Below are 18,622 nucleotides of genomic sequence, written 5' to 3' on the forward strand. Positions count from 1 at the left end.
CTCATGGCCAAGATAAAAATCACGCAAGTTAGATCTACCATCAAAAGACCAAAGGATCAAAAAGCTACGATTACTGCTTTGGGCCTTGGACGAATTAGTAAATCTGTAGAGGTAGAAAATACACCTCAGATTGCAGGGATGGTTAAGAAAGTCAATCACCTAGTAAAAGTAGAGGAGGTTTAATCATGAAATTACATACATTAAAACCAGCAGAAGGATCTACTAAAAACCGAAAGAGAATCGGTAGAGGTCCTGGTTCTGGACGAGGCGGTACCTCCACAAGAGGTCACAAAGGTGCTAAATCTAGATCTGGATATAAGAAGAAGCTTGGATTTGAAGGTGGTCAGATGCCACTTCAAAGAAGAGTTCCTAAATTTGGATTCAAAAGTTTGAATAGGGTAGAGTACAAGCCAATTAATTTGGATACCTTGCAGGCCCTTGCAGAAACTCACAATCTAGAAACCCTTGACTTTGCTACTTTGGTTGCACATGGCGTTGCTTCTAAAAATGACAGAGTAAAAGTTCTAGGTGGTGGTGAATTGAATTCAAAAGTTGCTGTTTCTGCACACGCTTTCTCGGCATCTGCCGTTGAAGCTATTGAAAAAGCAGGCGGTTCCGTCAATAAGATTTGATTAAATGAAAAAGTTTATTTCGACAGTTAAGAATATCTTTTCAATCGAAGACCTTCGGGTGAGAATTCTCAATACGGTTGGGTTCCTAATTATTTTCCGATTAGGTTCCTTTATCGTTTTACCTGGTGTTGACCCCTCTAAGTTGGGTGGTCCTCAGGAGGGTATTTTCGGTTTGATTGATACGTTTCTAGGTGGTGCTTTTAGTAATGCATCCATCTTCGGATTGGGTATCATGCCCTACATCTCTGCTTCCATCGTGTTGCAGCTTTTGACTGTCGGAGTACCCTATTTTCAGAAGATGCAAAAAGAAGGTGAATCTGGTCGTAAAAGAATCAATCAGATAACCCGAGTTTTGACAATTCTGATCACTATTGCTCAAGGTATCGGTTACGTTACTGCTACTATTTTGCCGACAGGCGCAGTTATGGTAAGTACCGGATTGTTCATGTTCAGTTCATTGGTATTGCTTTCTGCAGGTACTATGTTCTGTATGTGGTTGGGAGAGAAGATTACTGAAAAGGGAATTGGTAATGGTATTTCCATGCTGATCATGATCGGTATCATCTCTAGATTCCCAGGTGCAATTATCGCCGAGGTTCTTGAAAAGGGGTCTTCTGGATTACTACTGCTATTGATCGAAGCTGCCGTACTCTTCTTTGTAGTTGTAGGTGTAGTGGCATTGACAGAAGCTACACGTAGAATTCCTGTACAATACGCAAAGCAAGTTGTAGGGGGTAAGGTATATGGAGGACAGCGGCAGTACATTCCTATCAAGGTTAATGCTTCTGGTGTGATGCCAATTATCTTTGCCCAGTCATTGATGTTTGTTCCTGCCTTGATTGCTCAGATTTGGGCTGGCGAGAGTGATATTGCCAATTACATAGGTACTACCTTCTCTGATTTTACTTCTTGGCAGTACAATCTTGTATTCGCAGTGATGATCATCGTCTTTACTTTCTTCTATACCGCTATTACAGTTAATCCTGAGCAAATAGCTGAAGACATGAAGAGAAATGGAGGTTTTGTACCTGGTATCAAGCCTGGTGCGCCTACCTCTGAATTCATCGATGGTATCATTTCTAAGATTACGCTTCCAGGTTCTATCCTTTTAGCTGTAGTTGCCATTCTTCCTGCTCTTGCGATCATCGCAGGTGTTGGTGGTGAGTTTGCGCAGTTTTATGGAGGTACATCACTCCTGATTATGGTAGGCGTGATTATGGATACGCTTAGACAGATTGAGAGTTATCTGCTAATGCGTCACTATGAAGGAATGATGAAGAGCGGTAATATGAAGAACAACGCTTCGAATTACCAAGTAGCTTAACATGATTCATTATAAAACCTCTGAGGAGGTTCAAAAGATAAAAGAGAGTGCTGATATCTTGGCGAAAGCCCACGGGGAAGTAGCCAAGCATGTCAAAGTAGGGGTAAAGACCTCTTACTTAGATAAAATTGCTGAGGAGTTTATCAGGGATCATCAAGCCGTTCCTTCTTTCAAAGGTTATGGCGGTTTCCCTGCTTCACTCTGTATTTCTGTGAATGAAGTAGTAGTTCACGGATTTCCCAGCGAGTATGAATTGAAAGATGGCGATATAATCTCGATAGATTGTGGAGTCTTTCACCAAGGTTTTCATAGCGATTCCGCTTATACGTATCCCGTAGGTGAAGTATCATCCCCAGTCTTAGATTTATTGCGCGCCACCAAAGATTCATTATATCTGGGAATTGAAAAGGCAGTTTTTGGCAATCGTATTGGAGATATTGGGAATGCCATTCAGAAGTTTGTAGAGGCCAAAGGTTATACCGTCGTTCGCGAGCTGGTGGGACATGGTCTAGGAAAGAATCTTCATGAAGCACCTGAAGTCCCTAATTATGGCAAAAAAGGTAGTGGTCCATTGCTTAAAGACGGCATGGTCATAGCTATCGAACCGATGGTCAATCTTGGTACACGAAATATCGTGCAAGAACGAGATGGTTGGACTATTCGGACTGCCGATCGAAAGCCGTCAGCACATTATGAGCATACGGTTGCGATCTTTGAAGATCGTACAGAAATATTGACTTCGCATAAGTACATAGAAGAGAACTATAAATTCTAATATGGCTAAACAAACTTCAATCGAACAGGACGGTACTATTATCGAGGCCTTGTCCAACGCGATGTTTAAAGTAGAGCTGGAAAATGGACATCAGCTCATTGCACACATATCTGGAAAGATGAGGATGAATTATATCAAGATCCTTCCAGGTGACCGGGTTAAGCTGGAGCTTTCTCCATACGACCTTTCAAAAGGCAGAATTGTATACAGATATAAGTAAAAGCAATAAAGTCTGGCCTCAAACCAGGTTTTATATTGCCTTAAAAAAACAACTAATAAGCATATGAAAGTAAGGGCATCTATCAAAAAGAGAAGCGCTGACTGTAAGGTGATCAGAAGAAAAGGAAAGCTTTACGTCATCAACAAAAAGAATCCTAAGTTTAAACAAAGACAAGGTTAAGATTATGGCTAGAATTGCAGGTGTAGATATACCAGACCATAAGCGAGGCGAAATCGGGCTTACCTATATCTTCGGTATCGGTAGAAGCTCAGCCAGAGCGATCCTAAGTAAAGCTGGAATTTCCTTTGACAAGAAGGCTGGCGAATGGGATGACGACGAGTCCACTACTATCCGAAATATCATTTCGGAAGAATTCCGGACTGAAGGTGTTTTGAAATCTGAAGTTCAACTGAACATCAAGCGATTGATGGATATCGGTTGCTACAGAGGCTTGAGACACAGAAAAGGCCTTCCTGTGCGTGGTCAAAAGACCAAAAACAACGCCAGAACAAGAAAGGGTAAGCGTAAAACTGTTGCTAACAAGAAGAAGGCAACTAAATAAAACCTGAATTAGATTATGGCTCAGAAAAGAAACGATAAATCGAAAGGTAAAAAGCGAGTTGTAAAAGTTGAAGCAGTAGGCCAGGCTCATATCAAAGCCTCATTCAACAATATCATCATCTCCATTACCAACAATGCTGGACAAGTGATCTCTTGGGCGTCTGCCGGTAAAATGGGATTCAGAGGTTCGAAGAAAAACACTCCTTATGCTGCGCAAATGGCCGCTCAAAATTGCGGACAAGTTGCTTATGACTTGGGAATGAGAAAAATTGAGGTCTTTGTCAAAGGTCCTGGTTCCGGTCGTGAATCAGCTATTCGTACGTTGCAAAATGTGGGATTGGATGTGACTACCATTATCGACGTGACTCCTATGCCACATAACGGTTGTAGACCTCCTAAGCGTAGACGAGTTTAATTTTAAAAAAGAAAAAGAATGGCTAGATATACAGGTCCTAAATCCAAGATCGCCAGAAAATTTGGCGAGCCTATCGAAGGGCACAGCAAAGCACTTCAGAAGAAAAACTATCCTCCTGGACAGCACGGAAGAGGTAGAAGAAAGAAACAATCTGAATACGCAATCCAGCTTGCTGAAAAGCAGAAAGCAAAATACATCTATGGTGTATTGGAGCGTCAATTCGCCAAAATGTTTGACATCGCATCTCGTAAGGGCGGTATCACCGGTGAAAACCTTCTTCAACTCCTAGAGGCAAGACTTGACAACACAGTCTACAGAATGGGAATCGCTCCTACTCGTAGAGGTGCAAGACAGCTTGTTTCTCACAAGCATATCCTTGTGAATGGTGAGGTGGTAAATATTCCGTCTTACTCATTGAAGCCTGGAGACGTGGTTTCAGTACGTGAGCGTTCGAAATCTCTTGAAGCTATCACGAGTAGCCTTGCTGGCAACTCTGGTGCGCAGAGATACTCTTGGCTTGAGTTTGATAAGCCTACTTTGACGGGTAAGTTTGTTAGCATCCCTGTTCGTGACGATATTCCTGAGAATATCAAAGAACAGCTGATCGTCGAACTTTACTCTAAGTAATATTTCCTATTTTCAGCATAAAACAACGAACAATATATGTCCATATTAGCATTTCAAATGCCCGAGAAAGTGGTAATGGAGAAAGCCGATGACTTCCATGGCCTCTTCACTTTTAAGCCACTAGAAAAAGGGTATGGAGTTACTATCGGTAACGCTCTGAGAAGGATATTGCTTTCTTCGCTGGAGGGTTATGCCATCACTTCCATCAAGATTCCTGGAGTGGTGCATGAGTTTTCTACCATCGAAGGTGTAGTGGAAGATGTGACCGACATTATTTTGAACCTGAAGCAGGTGCGTTTCAAGAAAGTTCACGAAGCTTTTGACGGAAAAATCACTGTGGAGGTAAAAAACCAGTCTGTCTTCACTGCTGGGGACATTGCCAAGTTCACCTCTTCTTTTGAGATCTTGAATCCGGATTTGGTAATCTGTCACATTGACGAGTCCAAAACTTTCGAAATTGAACTCACTATCGAAAAGGGTAGAGGATACCTACCTGCTGAAGAGTCCAAACCAAAGGAGCAAGTTTTCGGTCAAATCGCAATCGACGCCATCTTTACACCGATTAAGAATGTAAAGTATAGTGTAGAAAATACGCGAGTTGAGCAGAAGACTGACTTCGAAAAACTAATCTTGGAAGTTTCTACAGATGGATCTATCCACCCTGAGAAAGCACTTCAAGAATCTGCTAAAATTCTGATTCAACACTTCATGTTGTTTTCTGACCAGACCATGGTTTTGGATTCAACAGGAATTGCTGAGCCAGAGCCAATTGATGAGGAATTCCTTCACATGCGTAAGCTTCTTAAAACTTCATTGAGTGATCTTGACCTTTCTGTTAGAGCATTCAATTGTCTCAAAGCAGCTGACGTGAAGACCTTGGGTGATCTTGCTAAGTTGGAAATTTCTGACATGATGAAATTCAGAAATTTTGGTAAGAAGTCACTTGCAGAATTGGAGCAGTTGATCCAAGACAAAGGTTTGACCTTTGGGATGGATATTTCAAAGTATAAACTTGATGAAGAATAAATAAAATGAGACACGGCAAGAAATTCAACCACCTTGGAAGAAAGGCAGCCCACAGGAAAGCAATGCTCTCCAATATGGCCACGTCCTTGATTCTTCACAAGCGTATCTCTACCACGCTTGCAAAGGCTAAAGAATTAAAAAAATACGTAGAGCCTCTTATCACGAGAGCAAAAGAAGATACTACTCACAATCGTCGAGTTGCATTTTCTTACCTTAAAAATAAGGATGGTATCAAAGCACTATTTGGTGAAGTAATCGCGAAAGTGGGTACTCGTCCAGGTGGTTATACTAGAATCATCAAAACTGGATTTCGTCTTGGTGATAACGCTGAGATGTGTATCATCGAATTGGTTGACTTCAATGAGCTAATGTTGAAAGACAGCAAGCCAGCTAAGAAGACTACTAGAAGATCTCGTAGAGGTTCAGGTTCTAAGGTTGCTGAAACTGCATCTGCAGCTCCAGCGGCTGAGAAGAAGGAAGTAGCTCCAGCAGCTGAAACTTCAACTGAAGAGTCTACAAACGAGGCAGATGATGCTTCTAATGAGTCAAATGAAGAATCTGAGAAAAACTAAATGGTTGATCTCTGAATATAATTAAAGGATTGGACGTTAGTTCAATCCTTTTTTTATGCCCATAGATTCCTCACCTTCTCAGAAATATTTAACTTTGGCCAATCCTTCACATCATGATAAAAAAGAAAGCTACCCTATTACTTGCAGATGGAACAATTTTCCATGGCTCGCTGATCGGAAATCCAGGTACAAATGGTGGAGAAATTTGCTTCAACACCGGTATGACTGGATATCAAGAAATTTATACCGACCCATCCTACACCGGACAGGTGATTGTGACCACTACCTCCCATATTGGGAATTACGGTGTCCATAATGAAGAAGTAGAATCAGACCACCCAACGATTGGTGGTATTGTGGTGAATAGTTTTTCCGAGATCTACTCTAGACTAGATGGTCATGGTTCGTTGCAGGACTATTTGGTTTCCAATAGCATTACCGGAATTGCAGATATTGATACCAGAAAGCTCGTGAGGCATATCCGTTCTCAGGGGGCGATGAATGCTATCATTAGTTCTGAGTATGAAGGAGATTTGGAAGGTCTTAAAGCTGAATTAGAAAAGCTTCCAGATATGAATGGACTGGAACTTTCCTCTCAAGTCTGTACAAAGGAACCTTACTTTTTTGGCAATGAGGATGCTCCTATCCGCGTTGCGTGTCTGGATTTCGGAATCAAAAAGAATATTCTTCGAAACCTCGCTTCGCGTGGTGTCTACTGCAAGGTTTTCCCCGCTAAAACATCGCTAGCCGAAATGGAGACTTGGGCACCTGATGCATACTTCCTATCCAATGGACCTGGTGATCCTGCTGCTATGGATTATGCAGTGGAAACTGTTAAGGATGTTTTGGCTACGAATAAGCCTGTCTTTGGGATCTGCCTTGGACATCAATTGCTTGCAGAAGCGGTGGGAATTTCTACATTCAAGATGCACCATGGTCATAGAGGCATCAATCATCCGATTAAGAATCTCTTTACAGGGAAAAGTGAAATTACCTCTCAAAACCATGGTTTCAATATCGTAAGAGAGGACGCCGAAAAACATGCAGAAGTTGAAATCACACATGTTCATCTGAATGATAATACCGTGGCTGGGATTAAGCTTAACAACAAACCCGCTTTCTCTGTACAGTACCACCCCGAGTCTTCTCCGGGACCCCATGATTCTCGCTATCTTTTCGATGACTTTATCGCATTAATCAATAAAAACTAATCTCAAACCTTTTATACTATGACTTTGATTCAATCAATTCATGCAAGACAAATCCTCGACTCTAGAGGAAATCCTACTATCGAGGTAGATGTCGTTACTGAAAATGGCGCATTTGGCCGAGCTGCAGTACCTAGTGGTGCTTCTACCGGTGCAAATGAAGCTGTAGAACTTAGAGACGGAGACAAAAATGTATATTTGGGCAAAGGCGTTCTAAAAGCCGTTGCCAATGTCAATGATATCATCGCATCCGAGCTTGTTGGCTTTGATGTCTTTGAGCAAAATTTGATTGATCAGATCATGATTGAGCTTGATGGCACTCCAAACAAAGGCAAATTGGGTGCAAATGCTATTTTGGGTGTTTCTCTTGCTGTGGCAAAAGCTGCTGCGATGGAGTCAGGACAGCCTTTATACCGATACATCGGTGGCGTAAATGCCAATACACTTCCAGTTCCAATGATGAATATCATTAACGGAGGATCCCACTCTGATGCACCTATTGCATTCCAGGAGTTTATGATTCGTCCCGTAGGAGCAGAAAGTTTCTCTGAGGCCATCCGAATGGGAGCAGAGATTTTCCATCACTTGAAGAAGATTCTTCACGATAAAAATTTGGTGACTGCAGTAGGGGATGAAGGTGGATTTGCGCCGAATTTCTCTGGTGGAACTGAGGAAGCACTAGGAAGTATTCTAGATGCAATCTCAAAAGCTGGCTACAAAGCTGGCGAGCAAGTCACAATCGCTTTGGACTGCGCTGCTTCTGAGTTTTTTGTGGATGGCAAGTACGATTATGCAAAATTTGAAGGTCCATCTGGTAAAGTTCGTTCAAGAGAAGAGCAAGTGGCTTATTTGGCTGAGTTGACTGAAAAGTATCCAATCGACTCGATCGAGGATGGATGTGCAGAAGATGACTGGGAAGGTTGGGCAATGCTGACTGCCAAAATCGGTGATCGTGTTCAGTTAGTTGGTGATGATCTTTTCGTGACTAATGTGAAGTTTTTGGAGCGTGGAATCAAAGAGAAATCTGCCAACTCTATCTTAATCAAGGTTAATCAGATCGGTACATTAACTGAGACGATCAATGCAGTGAATATGGCTCATAAAGCTGGGTTTACTGCTGTGATGTCTCACAGATCTGGTGAAACTGAAGATTCTACCATCGCAGATTTGGCTGTAGCTTTAAATACTGGACAAATTAAAACCGGGTCTGCTTCTCGATCTGACCGTATGGCTAAGTACAATCAATTGCTAAGAATCGAAGAGCAGTTGGGCGAATCGGCTGTATTTAAGGGGCGCTTAAAGTAATTCTAACAAGTAATTTCCCTCTCCAGTAAATATTGCTAGGAGGTGGCTTAACAAGAAAAAAGACGGCTTTTTTGCCGTCTTTTATTTTACCCCAAGTCCCTTAAAATTCTTCAAGTACTGGAATAATAGATGCCCGAGCTTTTCATTAGTTGTCCAATCCATCAATGGGTGGTGCACCCAATGCTCTTACCCTAGCAGCAAGTGCAGGGATTGTATTTCCATTCATCTGCTCCAACTCGGCCTTAATTGGAGCAAATTCTGTTTTACCAGCTTCAAGAGCTCCTTTTTGCATGCCTGTTGGACCATAAGTTCCTGTTGCTCCACCGTATGCAGCATAGAGTCTATCAGTGACTGTTGGTGCTTTATTGTCCTGTAGCTCTCGCTTAGCCAGGTTTCCATTCATTTTGCTTTCCAGCATTTTCAAATCCATCTCAGCTTCGTGGAGATCCTTGACCAAAGCTGCATCCATTTTTTCAGACCTGCTGACGGCCACTTGCATTGCCTGAACTTGCTTGAGAGCTTTCTCCAGGTCGGATTCAGCCAAAGTCAATTCGTTGGCAAATTCACTTATCTCAGCTCGGAAGGCTTTTATTTCAGAAAGACTCTTACCAGGAAGGGCACCCTCACGAAGAGGTTTTACTTCGAAAGAGACGGGGGCTCCCATCGGGGTTATTTCCCCATCCTTGTAGGCTATTAATTTGGCAGAGTAAGTGCCAGGCAAGGCCATCATTCCACCAAAACCTCCTGCTCGAAGACGGTCTGGATCAATGACTCCCTGACTTGCCATCGTCAGATCCCAAGTCATTCTATGAATGCCGGTAGCATTTTTTGCCTTCACCCGTTGTACAAAGTTTCCATCGGTATCATAAATCTCAAGGTGGACCTCTGGAGCTTTTTCCATCATCTCTGCTTCAATAGCATCAAAGCCAGGGAAAGGTATCGAGGCATCACCCATTTCTTTTTCGGCCTTCTGTCGATCGGCCTTTAGGGTACTCATACCTTCTTTGATAAAATAGGTGAAAGTAACCCCAAACTCAGGATTTGGAGCTGACCAATAGTCGTCACCCATATATCGTACAGCGTTTTTGGGTACGTACCAATAGCCATCTCTAGGAGTGAAAAGTTGTGCTTCCTGATCCAGCATCTCCTCTGAGATTTCTCTCAAGGCACTGTAATCATCCAACACGAAGAAGCCTCTTCCAAATGAAGCTCCTACCAGATCATTTTCTCTACGCTGTATAGTGATATCTCTGAAAGAAATGGTCGGTAAGCCACCATTCAGCTCCATCCATTTTCCTCCTCCATTGATGGAAAAGTAAACCCCAAATTCGGTTGCCAAGAATAGAAGCCCTTCTTTCTCATGATCCTGCACGATTCTCCAAGTAAGTAGGGGAGTAGGGAGTCCATTTGTAATCAAAGTCCAGCTAGCCCCATAGTTGGTGCTCTTTGCGACATAAGGCTTGAAATCGCCTTCCTTATGATTATCTAAGACCACATAGACTGTGGCTTCATCAAATAAATCCGCACGGATATCGTTTACAAAGGCATTTTTAGGAACGCCAGGGATGCTACTGACAGGCACTTTGTTCCAGTTTTCTCCACCATCTGTGGTGTATTGAATCAGTCCATCGTCCGTACCTGCATAAAGGACATCGGGATTGATTGGGGATTCACCAAGCGAAGAAATAGTGCTGAATTCAGACATAGCATACATATCCCAGGCATGATCCCAACTTTGATTTTTACCCATGATGGGCTCAGTAATTCGATCCCTTCCGGTCGTAAGATCTCCGGAAATCGCCGTCCAGGAATCTCCTCGATCTGTGGATTTCCAGACTCTTTGCGAAGCAAAGTAAATGGTGCTAGGTACATGCTGACTTGGCAAAATCGGAGAATCCCAGTTGAAACGCTCTTCCCCTTCATTCGGTCCAGGCTGTGGCTGGATGTATACCGATTCACCAGTGATTCGATCCAGACGATGTAGGTAGCCTTGCTGAGACTCAGCATACCCGATATCAGGATTACCGGGCTCTACAGCAGACTGATGACCGTCACCACCCAGCACTCTTGACCAGTGGGCATTGCGAATTCCATTTTCATCGTCTGTTCTGGAAGGGCCTCCATGGGATCCGTTGTCTTGTGTACCTCCATAGACATTGTAGAAAGGTGCCGCATCATCCACAGCCACTTTATAGTATTGCGTCACCGGCAGATTTTTAATGTATCTCCAAGATTTGGTGCCGTCTAGGGTCTCGTAAATACCGCCATCTGTACCCAAAAGCATAAAGTCAGGCTCATCGGCAATGAAATTCAAGGAATGACTATCTGAGTGAGTAGCGTCAGTGTTCAAAAGAGCAAAGGTTTTTCCATGATCGTAGGAAACCTGCATGCGAACATCGATCAAGTAAATCGCACCGAAGCGATGTGGGTCTGCAATTAGTTCCTGATAGTAGTGAGGACCAGTAGCTCCAGATACGGTATCTGACATTTTTGTCCAGGAAGCGCCTTGATTGGTACTCAAGAATACCCCGCCGGTTCTTCTAATCAATTCAATCGCAGCATATACATAATCTGGGTTTTGAGGGCTTATCGCCAAACCGATTTTTCCTTTGATTCCTCCAGGAATACCATTAGTCAATTCGGTCCAGGTTTTTCCTCCATCTGTCGATTTGTGAACTCCAGATTTAGGTCCGCCGCCAAGATATCCGGCTACCGTTCTGTGTCTTTGCCAAGTGGCAGCATACACGACATCAGGATTTATTGGGTCGATCACGGCATCTGCTACTCCTGTCCATTCCTCATCTCCGAGAGTCTTTTCCCAAGTTCTCCCCCCATCCTCGGAGCGATAGAATCCACGATCTCCACCGCTACTCCAAAGTGGACCCTGAGAGGCAACTAGGATTACGTCTGAATTTTCGGGATGAACGATGATTTTTCCAATGTGCTGCGAATTCTTCAGTCCCATATTTTTCCAAGTGGATCCACCGTCTTCGCTGAGGTAGACCCCATCCCCGAAAGAGATGTGTCGACCGCCGTTGTTTTCCCCGGTTCCCACCCAAACACGGTTAGGGTTGACAGGATCAATAGTGACACAGCCAATGGCAAATACTGGCTGATCGTCAAAAATAGGAGTCCAGGTGGTACCTGCATTTTCTGTTTTCCAGACGCCACCAGATGCTACGCCTACATACCAGACATTACGGTTGTTTGGGTGAATGGCAATATCAGCAATTCGGCCTGAGGTAAATGCAGGCCCGATATTTCTCCAGGCAAATGCCGAGAAACTTTGAGAAGCGAGATCCTTAGCTTTTTCCTCGGAGTTTTTCTTTTGTGCAAAAGAAGGACTCCAAAGAAGCGCAAAGGACAAAATGATTAGATAAAGTTTACGCATGGTATTGTTGCTAGGTGAGTGATTTTTTTCATTAGCAATTAATATCGCTAAATTTTCTCAACCTAAATAATTCAATTCGCTAGGCGGTAATTTCTGATTGTGTTTTTGGAGAGCTTTCATTAAAAAAAATACCGGATGCTCTTTTAAAGATCCTTCAAAAAACTATCAAGAATTGCCAGCAGCGAGATCGATTCAAGCTTGAAATCGGGAAATGAAAATTCTAGTAAAATGATAGAATGTCCCATTTTGAAGCTAAAACTGACCGCTAACGGGTGATTTTTTGCGAATTAAAGTAAAGATTACTTTGCAAAGCTCTTCGCCTCCGAATTCAATTTTTTGTCATCGGGATGCTTTCCTGAGTAAAGCAAAATCCGGTATCGAAAGGTGACGGATTCTCCCGGGCTTAATTTGAAATCCAGAATATCTTTTCCACCACTCAGCTCTTTTTGACCCAAAGGATTGGCTGAAAAAAGTCCGTAGCCCCGAGCATGCCAATAGGTGGGATAACCCGGATTGTCAGGGTGATCCAAAATTACTACAGAGACTTTTTCCTGATCAATTTCCCCGTCCAACGTCACCCATTCCCCTCGCGTTCCCCAAACCTCATCCCCTTCTTTTCCGGCGCTACTTCGATATTTTCCCGTAACTCCTTCATTGTTTAGGGAGGGAACCGTGGTAGGATTACCGTTTGCATCAGTGAATAGCTCGGGCTTATCAGAAGGGTGCTCCAATTCCCTTGCCACACGAATAGCAAAGACACCCTCTTTGTTGTCCTTCATGAAAACTGGCTCTCCCTGAGCAGTCAGGGTAGAAATTCGGTCTATACCTCGTTTTTTTCCTTCGGAGAAAAATACAAACCGGGTTTTTTCTTTCAATAAAACTTTGCCATCGGGAGTTAACCAATCCATGGTCACCACTAACTCTGCGCTATTTTTATTTTCCTTTATCTCGGAGATTCCCGCATGCCTGATTGTTCCATAGCGCTCTTTTTTATCAGCAGGTATAGCATCTGAATTATTCCAGAAGTCAAGTCCATTTACATCCCCATAATTCATCCAATGTCCAACATGATGAGGGTGGTCCACTCGTTCTCCTGGTCTTGGAGCTAGTGGAAATCCTCGGGTGATTTCCTTTCCTCCTGAGCTAATGATAGGGTATAATACTGGCTTTGCGATGGATTCTGGATAGTAGTAGCTGGTAAAAAGCTGGTCTCCAATTAGTACCTCCACTTTTTTCTCAGCATCCTTTTGGAGCAGTTTAATTTGATCTGCTTGTGCCTGAAGTGTTCCTTGAGTACCCAAAAAGAGGGACAGCAGTATGGCTACTGTCCCCCAGTTGATTTTTTTGATCCAAAGCATGGCCTAATATTGGAAAGGTTTACCTCCTGCCAAGACCTCTTGCTTTTCCTCATCGAAGGTTACAAACTGACCGGTGCGAAGTGCAGCGGTGGTCATGATATTGGCGATGGAATGATTGTAGCCAGCCATGACATCTGCATTGGGCTTTTGGCGAGAACGAACACATTCCATCCAGTTTCGCATATGAGCAGAAGTGAGATTATCTACACCCGTATTAGCACCTGTCTCCACTGCAGCAGCCTCTGCAAGGGACATTTCAGGAAGTAGATTTTCTTTCATCCCCATCCGTTTTGCATGATTTTCCCGAAGTCCGCCATTTGGAGTTATTTTATTTGTATCCAGATTGAGCTCTCCCGAATTGGAGTAATAAATCTCCTTCGTTCCGCCCGCCGAATTAGTGAATCGGGACGAATAAATTACCTGAAAGCCTTTACTGGCATCGTTTAAAGGTCCGTAATCAAATACAGCAGTCATGGTGTCAAAATTTTCCCGTCCGTCTTTCCAAAGGTAAATTCCTCCATTGGCTGCTACACTTCTTGGATGCGGCAAGTCGGTAAACCAATGCACGGTATCAATCTGATGAGCCATCCACTGTCCTGGAATCCCAGAAGAAAAAGGCCAAAAGAGTCGGAATTCCAGGTACTTTCGAGGGTCCCAGGCCACTTTAGGTCGATTCATAAGGAATCTATCCCAATCTGTATCTTCCTTGCGGATTTCCTGTGTCAATTCGGGTAGTCTCCAGCGGCCCGGTTGATTGACATTCCAGGTCATTTCCACTGCTACGATATCTCCGAATTTTCCGTCTTTGATAAATTTATTGGCAGCGTGGTAATTGGCGCCACTTCTTCGCTGAGAACCAACCTGTACTATTTTTCCGGTGCGGAGGACCGCCTCTTTTGCTGCCCGATTATCCGCCATTGTTTCGGCAAATGGTTTTTCCACATACACATCCCTTCCGGCTTCCACTGCTTCTTTGCAATGAAGAGCATGCTGAAAATCTGCAGTACTGATGATGACGGCATCCACATCTTTTCGATCGTAGAGTTCATCATTATTTCTACAGGCAGCAATAGACAAATCCGCCTTATCCTTCAGGTAAGCCTGGCATTCGTCTCGACGCCGACTCCAGATGTCTGATACTGCAGTAAACTGATAATTCATCTCTTTGGCGTGGACAAGCATAGCCGGTATCAAGGCATATTTGGCGCGGTCGGAAAAGCCAACTATGCCGACATTTACCCGATCATTTGCTCCAATGATTCGGCTGTAACTTTTCGGGGAAAAAGCCATCGCACCAAAGCCTATTCCGGCAGTGGTCAAAGCGGACTTTTTCAGAAAATCTCTTCTGGATTGATCGTTCATGGTTAGTATGGGTTTTGGTGTTTTGGGTTCTGATTTAATGATTTGGACATTGATCTATTTGACTAGTGCATTAAAAAGCTCGTGTTGCTCTTGTAGGGCTTCTATTCGATCGGCTGGCTTGGTTCTGGCTTCGAGCAAAATCCAACCTTCATAATCCATTTCCTTGAAAAGCCTGAATAAGTCCGGGTAGGGGTAGTTCCCAACGTTAAATTCCCGTACATGCACGGTATCCCCAAACCACTTTTTCACTGAATGAAAATTGGCTCCCAAGCCCGGGGAAAGAAGATCCTCCTCATTGCAATTCCAGCAGATTTTCACATTGGGTTCGGTGACTTGGTCAAAAATCGCTTTCATCACCGGAAGCTCTTGGGTGTACTGTCCATGAACTTCCACCCGGATTTCTTGTCCATAATCCTGAGCAAACTTTCCCACTTCATTGAAGGAAGCAGCAATTTGGGAGATGGTCTTTTCTCGAGGGATCTCAGGAGGCAAATAGTTGGGCTTGACTTTGATGCCAGTGGCGCCGATATCATGACATAGCTGGATGTAAGCCTTAGTTCCTTCAATATTTTGCTTTAGCTTCTCCGGGTCAGGGCTATGGTATTCATAGTTGCTTCCATAGCCTAAGCAAGTGACTGGACTATCTGCAAATCGCTTTTTGACTTCTGCTCTTTGGGCTTTACTCAGGCCGCTCTCTACACCATGGGCATGCTGAGTGCGAAGTTCTACCCCGAGTACGCCTGTCTTTTCACAATTGCTGATGAGGGTAGGAAGGTCCCAATCTTTGCCCCACTCATAGGTAACTAGCCCAAAGTGCATTTTGGACCGCTTTTCTGCCGATAAAGCCGGTGAAAAGGGCAGCAAGCCTAGAGATCCGGTGACCAAAACAGTATTTCTAAGGAATGTTCTCCGATGTATTTTTTCTACTTCCATGCACTTAAAATACAGATAAAAGAGAGGAGAATATTCCTAAAGGCCTGAAAATCTTCGGAATCGATTCGGGAAAATCGGGCTATTTATCATGCATGAGTCAGGAGCTATGATCAAAGAGATTGCGATTCTTTTTTCCACGATCTTTTAAAATTTGCATGAACTTTGCACTCCTTTGTTTTAAATTGTAGCATCATGAAGAGATTTTTCAAACTCACCACCAATTTCTATTTCTTGGCAGGGGCTTTCTTTCTTTGCTGGATGATTTTTATCGACTCCAATAATTTGATCAATCAATTCAAACTGAGCAGAAAGCTTTCTGAATTGGAGGATAGAAAAGAGTATTACCTGAAGCGGAAGGAAAAAATTAAAGCTGAGCGGGAAGAATTGATGAGCAATCCGGAACTTATGGAGAAGTTTGCCCGTGAAAAATACCTGATGAAGAAAGAAAGCGAAGATCTCTATGTCATTGTCAAAAAATAAATTCCTGGCCATCTTCTTTGGCCTTTTTTTGTTTTCAAGCTTAGCTTATGCGCAGCGCCCGATCTATAGCGACAGCACCTCATTCAAGGATAGATTGTATTTCGGAGGAAATTTCGGGATGCAGTTCGGAACTGTAACTTTGATCGATGTCTCTCCTTTGGCGGGGGTGATGATTACTGATAAATATTCAGCAGGTATTGGAATCACTTATCAATATTTTGACGACCGCAGATTTATAGGAGGATCCTCTTCCACTTATGGCGGGCGCTTGTTCAATCGCTACAATGTCCTCCCCAATATTTTCCTACATGCCGAGTATGAATCCATCAATTTTGAGAATTACAATCTGGCCTCTGAACGGTTTGAGCGCATTTGGGTAAATGGACTTTTTCTGGGAGGTGGTTATTTTGCACCCTTCGGAGGAGGTAGGGGCGGAGCCAATTTTACCTTTCTCTACAATGTCCTCCATGATAATCGACGCTCGCCTTATGGTGAACCTTATGTGATTCGAGTGGGTTTTGTGTTGTAAATGCACATCAAGCCTATTCTATGAATTCATTTCTCGAAAAACTCCATCAATCTCATCAAGAATGCTCGGATTGCCCTTCCCCACAGGTCATCCAACAGTTTTTTGAAAGCTTATTGGGATTGCTTTTTCCAGAGCATTCTGTGCAGAAAATCAAGGAAAAATCTAAGCTCAAAGCCCGAATGGAGGAACTTCAGGAGCGGCTTTCAAAGATTCTTCAGAGAAATACCCATCTGCATGAGCAGGACGGACTGGAGTTAGGAAGACAGTTTTTCGACAATCTAGAGCGAATCTACGATTGGATCAATCAGGATGTGGACGCCATGTATGCAGGTGACCCCGCAGCCAAGTCCCGAACAGAGATTTTGAGGTCCTACCCAGGGTTTTATGCCATTGCTGCCTATCGAATCGCCCATGAGCTTCATCTTTTGGGGATTAAACTGATTCCTCGGATGATCACGGAGATCGCTCACAGCCGAACCGGAATTGATATTCACCCGGGAGCTCAAATTGGGCAACACTTCTGTATCGATCACGGGACAGGAGTGGTGATCGGAGAAACAACGATTATCGGAAATCATGTCAAAATCTATCAGGGCGTTACCCTTGGGGCATTGAGTGTGGACAAGGCCGATGCCGATAGCAAAAGACATCCAACCATTGAAGACGGAGTGGTGATCTATGCAGGGGCGACAATTTTGGGAGGGAAGACCGTCATCGGAAAAGGCAGTACGATTGGTGGAAATGTCTGGCTTACCAAGTCAGTTGATCCGGGCTCAAAGGTTTACTACCAAGCCCAAATGCACCACGCCGACTCATCCAAAACGGATTTGTATATCTTTAAAAACGACTAGTATGAAGCTTTTTGAATTAATTGGAAATACACCTCTGGTGGAGCTCCAGCATATTCCTGTCAATCCCAAGGTCAAGATCCTCTGCAAAATGGAAGGTCAAAACCCTGGAGGAAGTGTGAAGGACCGAGCTGCTTTTAATATGCTCCAATCTGCCTTGGATAGAGGGGAGATCAAAAAGGGCGATAAATTGGTGGAAGCTACCAGCGGAAATACCGGAATTGCCCTTGCGATGGTGGCAAAGGTCTTGGGTCTGGATATGACCCTGATTATGCCCGATAATTCTACCCGGGAGCGGGTACTTTCCATGGAAGCTTACGGAGCGAAAGTCATCTTGACACCTGCTGCCAAAACCATCGAGTATTCCCGTACCCTTGCAGAAGAGATGAACGAGAAAGAGGGATATTTCATGCTCAATCAATTTGCCAATCCGGATAATTACCTAGCTCACTACAAAACCACTGGACCCGAAATCTGGAATGATACCGATGGAAAAGTTACTCATTTTGTTTCGGCAATGGGGACGACCGGGACTATCATGGGAGTATCTCGCTTTTTGAAAGAAAAAAATCCAGCTATTCAGATCGTAGGTACGCAGCCAACGGATGGATCCAGTATCCCCGGCATCCGAAGATGGTCACCAGAGTTTTTGCCGGCAATTTTTGAAAAGGAACGGGTAGATCGGGTGATCGATGTGTCCCAAGAACAGGCTACGCAAATGACACGTCGAATGGCTAAGGAAGAAGGAATTCTAGCCGGCATGAGTAGCGGAGGAGCTTTGACCGCGGCTATCAAACTTTCCGAAGAACTCGAAGAAGGCCTAATTGTCTGCATCACCTGCGACCGTGGAGACCGGTATTTGAGTTCGGATTTGTTTGGGTGAGGGGAATTGGAAAATTAGAAGATTGAAAAATTTTTGGAAAGCTCCATGCCCAGGTTCGCGTCTTCACGAGCCGATAAACTTCCTATTTACGTCCACGTGAGTGGAGATACTCACATCGGCGAAAGGCTATCGGATTTCTTATCAGAATTGACAAAAAGAAGGCTTGTTTTCTG

General features: G+C 43.7%; 21 protein-coding genes. 17 read left to right on the top strand and 4 right to left on the bottom strand.

What is annotated here, in order from left to right:
• Positions 1–3: 3 nt before the first annotated feature.
• The 13 genes from rpmD (at position 4) to eno (ending at position 8,665) form a co-directional block, all read left to right on the top strand.
• Positions 4–183, top strand: coding sequence for a 50S ribosomal protein L30 (rpmD, locus tag G457_RS0103400; protein ID WP_024284785.1), 180 nt, complete (start codon positions 4–6; stop codon positions 181–183).
• Between the two features lie 2 nt (positions 184–185).
• Complete coding sequence (rplO, locus tag G457_RS0103405; RefSeq protein ID WP_024284786.1) at positions 186–632, top strand: 50S ribosomal protein L15; 447 nt, start codon at positions 186–188, stop codon at positions 630–632.
• Positions 633–636: 4 nt separating this feature from the next.
• A complete protein-coding gene (gene secY / locus G457_RS0103410; protein WP_026945212.1) occupies positions 637–1,956 on the top strand; it encodes a preprotein translocase subunit SecY in 1,320 nt (439 codons plus the stop codon).
• 1 nt (position 1,957) lies between these two features.
• The gene (gene map, locus G457_RS0103415; protein WP_026945213.1) at positions 1,958–2,731 is read left to right on the top strand and encodes a type I methionyl aminopeptidase; all 774 of its coding nucleotides are present in this window, start codon (positions 1,958–1,960) and stop codon (positions 2,729–2,731) included.
• Between the two features lies 1 nt (position 2,732).
• Positions 2,733–2,951 carry a translation initiation factor IF-1 gene (gene infA, locus G457_RS0103420; protein WP_008202999.1) on the top strand — a complete coding sequence of 73 codons (219 nt, stop codon included), beginning with the start codon at positions 2,733–2,735 and terminating at the stop codon, positions 2,949–2,951.
• Between the two features lie 63 nt (positions 2,952–3,014).
• Complete coding sequence (gene ykgO, locus G457_RS22495; RefSeq protein WP_081701372.1) at positions 3,015–3,131, top strand: type B 50S ribosomal protein L36; 117 nt, start codon at positions 3,015–3,017, stop codon at positions 3,129–3,131.
• Between the two features lie 4 nt (positions 3,132–3,135).
• Entirely contained in the window at positions 3,136–3,513 is a 378-nt protein-coding gene (rpsM, locus tag G457_RS0103425; RefSeq protein ID WP_024284789.1) for a 30S ribosomal protein S13, read from the top strand.
• 15 nt (positions 3,514–3,528) lie between these two features.
• Entirely contained in the window at positions 3,529–3,927 is a 399-nt protein-coding gene (gene rpsK / locus G457_RS0103430) for a 30S ribosomal protein S11 (RefSeq protein ID WP_024284790.1), read from the top strand.
• Positions 3,928–3,945: 18 nt separating this feature from the next.
• The gene (gene rpsD, locus G457_RS0103435; protein ID WP_026945214.1) at positions 3,946–4,554 is read left to right on the top strand and encodes a 30S ribosomal protein S4; all 609 of its coding nucleotides are present in this window, start codon (positions 3,946–3,948) and stop codon (positions 4,552–4,554) included.
• A gap of 36 nt (positions 4,555–4,590) precedes the next feature.
• Complete coding sequence (locus tag G457_RS0103440) at positions 4,591–5,580, top strand: DNA-directed RNA polymerase subunit alpha (RefSeq protein ID WP_026945215.1); 990 nt, start codon at positions 4,591–4,593, stop codon at positions 5,578–5,580.
• A 5-nt stretch (positions 5,581–5,585) separates the two neighbouring features.
• Entirely contained in the window at positions 5,586–6,152 is a 567-nt protein-coding gene (rplQ, locus tag G457_RS0103445) for a 50S ribosomal protein L17 (RefSeq protein ID WP_026945216.1), read from the top strand.
• A gap of 113 nt (positions 6,153–6,265) precedes the next feature.
• Positions 6,266–7,363: a glutamine-hydrolyzing carbamoyl-phosphate synthase small subunit gene (gene carA / locus G457_RS0103450; protein ID WP_026945217.1), complete on the top strand. Its 1,098-nt coding sequence runs from the start codon at positions 6,266–6,268 to the stop codon at positions 7,361–7,363.
• 18 nt (positions 7,364–7,381) lie between these two features.
• Positions 7,382–8,665, top strand: coding sequence for a phosphopyruvate hydratase (eno, locus tag G457_RS0103455; protein WP_026945218.1), 1,284 nt, complete (start codon positions 7,382–7,384; stop codon positions 8,663–8,665).
• A gap of 145 nt (positions 8,666–8,810) precedes the next feature.
• On the opposite strand, the gene G457_RS0103460 is transcribed toward eno, so the two are convergent.
• The 4 genes from G457_RS0103460 to G457_RS0103480 all read right to left on the bottom strand — a co-directional run bounded on the left by G457_RS0103460 (position 8,811) and on the right by G457_RS0103480 (position 15,709).
• Complete coding sequence (locus G457_RS0103460) at positions 8,811–12,056, bottom strand: sialidase family protein (RefSeq protein ID WP_026945219.1); 3,246 nt, start codon at positions 12,054–12,056, stop codon at positions 8,811–8,813.
• 299 nt (positions 12,057–12,355) lie between these two features.
• Positions 12,356–13,414 (bottom strand): DUF6807 domain-containing protein, encoded by a 1,059-nt coding sequence (locus G457_RS0103470; protein WP_081701373.1) that lies wholly within the window; start codon positions 13,412–13,414, stop codon positions 12,356–12,358.
• Positions 13,415–13,417: 3 nt separating this feature from the next.
• Complete coding sequence (locus tag G457_RS0103475; RefSeq protein WP_026945221.1) at positions 13,418–14,776, bottom strand: Gfo/Idh/MocA family oxidoreductase; 1,359 nt, start codon at positions 14,774–14,776, stop codon at positions 13,418–13,420.
• 54 nt (positions 14,777–14,830) lie between these two features.
• Positions 14,831–15,709, bottom strand: a complete 879-nt coding sequence (locus tag G457_RS0103480; protein ID WP_026945222.1) for a sugar phosphate isomerase/epimerase family protein — start codon at positions 15,707–15,709, stop codon at positions 14,831–14,833.
• Between the two features lie 192 nt (positions 15,710–15,901).
• Between G457_RS0103480 and G457_RS0103485 the strand changes: the two genes are divergently transcribed.
• The 4 genes from G457_RS0103485 to cysM are packed head-to-tail and all read left to right on the top strand — an operon-like array spanning position 15,902 to position 18,449.
• On the top strand, positions 15,902–16,189 hold the full coding sequence (locus G457_RS0103485) for an FtsB family cell division protein (RefSeq protein ID WP_026945223.1): 288 nt from the start codon (positions 15,902–15,904) through the stop codon (positions 16,187–16,189).
• Positions 16,170–16,718, top strand: coding sequence for a hypothetical protein (locus G457_RS0103490; RefSeq protein WP_026945224.1), 549 nt, complete (start codon positions 16,170–16,172; stop codon positions 16,716–16,718). The genes G457_RS0103485 and G457_RS0103490 overlap by 20 nt, the downstream gene beginning before the upstream one ends.
• Before the next feature lie 20 nt (positions 16,719–16,738).
• Positions 16,739–17,569 carry a serine O-acetyltransferase gene (locus G457_RS0103495; protein ID WP_026945225.1) on the top strand — a complete coding sequence of 277 codons (831 nt, stop codon included), beginning with the start codon at positions 16,739–16,741 and terminating at the stop codon, positions 17,567–17,569.
• A gap of 1 nt (position 17,570) precedes the next feature.
• Positions 17,571–18,449 carry a cysteine synthase CysM gene (cysM, locus tag G457_RS0103500; protein ID WP_026945226.1) on the top strand — a complete coding sequence of 293 codons (879 nt, stop codon included), beginning with the start codon at positions 17,571–17,573 and terminating at the stop codon, positions 18,447–18,449.
• The last annotated feature ends 173 nt before the right edge of the window (positions 18,450–18,622 follow it).

The sequence above is a fragment of the Algoriphagus marincola DSM 16067 genome (assembly GCF_000429405.1).
In the GTDB taxonomy this organism is placed as follows: domain Bacteria; phylum Bacteroidota; class Bacteroidia; order Cytophagales; family Cyclobacteriaceae; genus Algoriphagus; species Algoriphagus marincola.

Excerpts from the sequence above, each read along its gene's own strand:
- cysM (WP_026945226.1), top strand. The coding sequence starts at position 17,571 with ATGAAGCTTTTTGAATTAATTGGAAATACACCTCTGGTGGAGCTCCAG.
- G457_RS0103470 (WP_081701373.1), bottom strand. The coding sequence starts at position 13,414 with ATGCTTTGGATCAAAAAAATCAACTGGGGGACAGTAGCCATACTGCTG.
- carA (WP_026945217.1), top strand. The coding sequence starts at position 6,266 with ATGATAAAAAAGAAAGCTACCCTATTACTTGCAGATGGAACAATTTTC.
- rpsK (WP_024284790.1), top strand. The coding sequence starts at position 3,529 with ATGGCTCAGAAAAGAAACGATAAATCGAAAGGTAAAAAGCGAGTTGTA.
- G457_RS0103485 (WP_026945223.1), top strand. The coding sequence starts at position 15,902 with ATGAAGAGATTTTTCAAACTCACCACCAATTTCTATTTCTTGGCAGGG.
- rpsM (WP_024284789.1), top strand. The coding sequence starts at position 3,136 with ATGGCTAGAATTGCAGGTGTAGATATACCAGACCATAAGCGAGGCGAA.
- G457_RS0103490 (WP_026945224.1), top strand. The coding sequence starts at position 16,170 with ATGTCATTGTCAAAAAATAAATTCCTGGCCATCTTCTTTGGCCTTTTT.
- rpmD (WP_024284785.1), top strand. The coding sequence starts at position 4 with ATGGCCAAGATAAAAATCACGCAAGTTAGATCTACCATCAAAAGACCA.
- rpsD (WP_026945214.1), top strand. The coding sequence starts at position 3,946 with ATGGCTAGATATACAGGTCCTAAATCCAAGATCGCCAGAAAATTTGGC.
- G457_RS0103475 (WP_026945221.1), bottom strand. The coding sequence starts at position 14,776 with ATGAACGATCAATCCAGAAGAGATTTTCTGAAAAAGTCCGCTTTGACC.
- rplO (WP_024284786.1), top strand. The coding sequence starts at position 186 with ATGAAATTACATACATTAAAACCAGCAGAAGGATCTACTAAAAACCGA.
- infA (WP_008202999.1), top strand. The coding sequence starts at position 2,733 with ATGGCTAAACAAACTTCAATCGAACAGGACGGTACTATTATCGAGGCC.
- G457_RS0103440 (WP_026945215.1), top strand. The coding sequence starts at position 4,591 with ATGTCCATATTAGCATTTCAAATGCCCGAGAAAGTGGTAATGGAGAAA.
- ykgO (WP_081701372.1), top strand. The coding sequence starts at position 3,015 with ATGAAAGTAAGGGCATCTATCAAAAAGAGAAGCGCTGACTGTAAGGTG.
- rplQ (WP_026945216.1), top strand. The coding sequence starts at position 5,586 with ATGAGACACGGCAAGAAATTCAACCACCTTGGAAGAAAGGCAGCCCAC.
- map (WP_026945213.1), top strand. The coding sequence starts at position 1,958 with ATGATTCATTATAAAACCTCTGAGGAGGTTCAAAAGATAAAAGAGAGT.
- secY (WP_026945212.1), top strand. The coding sequence starts at position 637 with ATGAAAAAGTTTATTTCGACAGTTAAGAATATCTTTTCAATCGAAGAC.
- G457_RS0103460 (WP_026945219.1), bottom strand. The coding sequence starts at position 12,056 with ATGCGTAAACTTTATCTAATCATTTTGTCCTTTGCGCTTCTTTGGAGT.
- eno (WP_026945218.1), top strand. The coding sequence starts at position 7,382 with ATGACTTTGATTCAATCAATTCATGCAAGACAAATCCTCGACTCTAGA.
- G457_RS0103495 (WP_026945225.1), top strand. The coding sequence starts at position 16,739 with ATGAATTCATTTCTCGAAAAACTCCATCAATCTCATCAAGAATGCTCG.
- G457_RS0103480 (WP_026945222.1), bottom strand. The coding sequence starts at position 15,709 with ATGGAAGTAGAAAAAATACATCGGAGAACATTCCTTAGAAATACTGTT.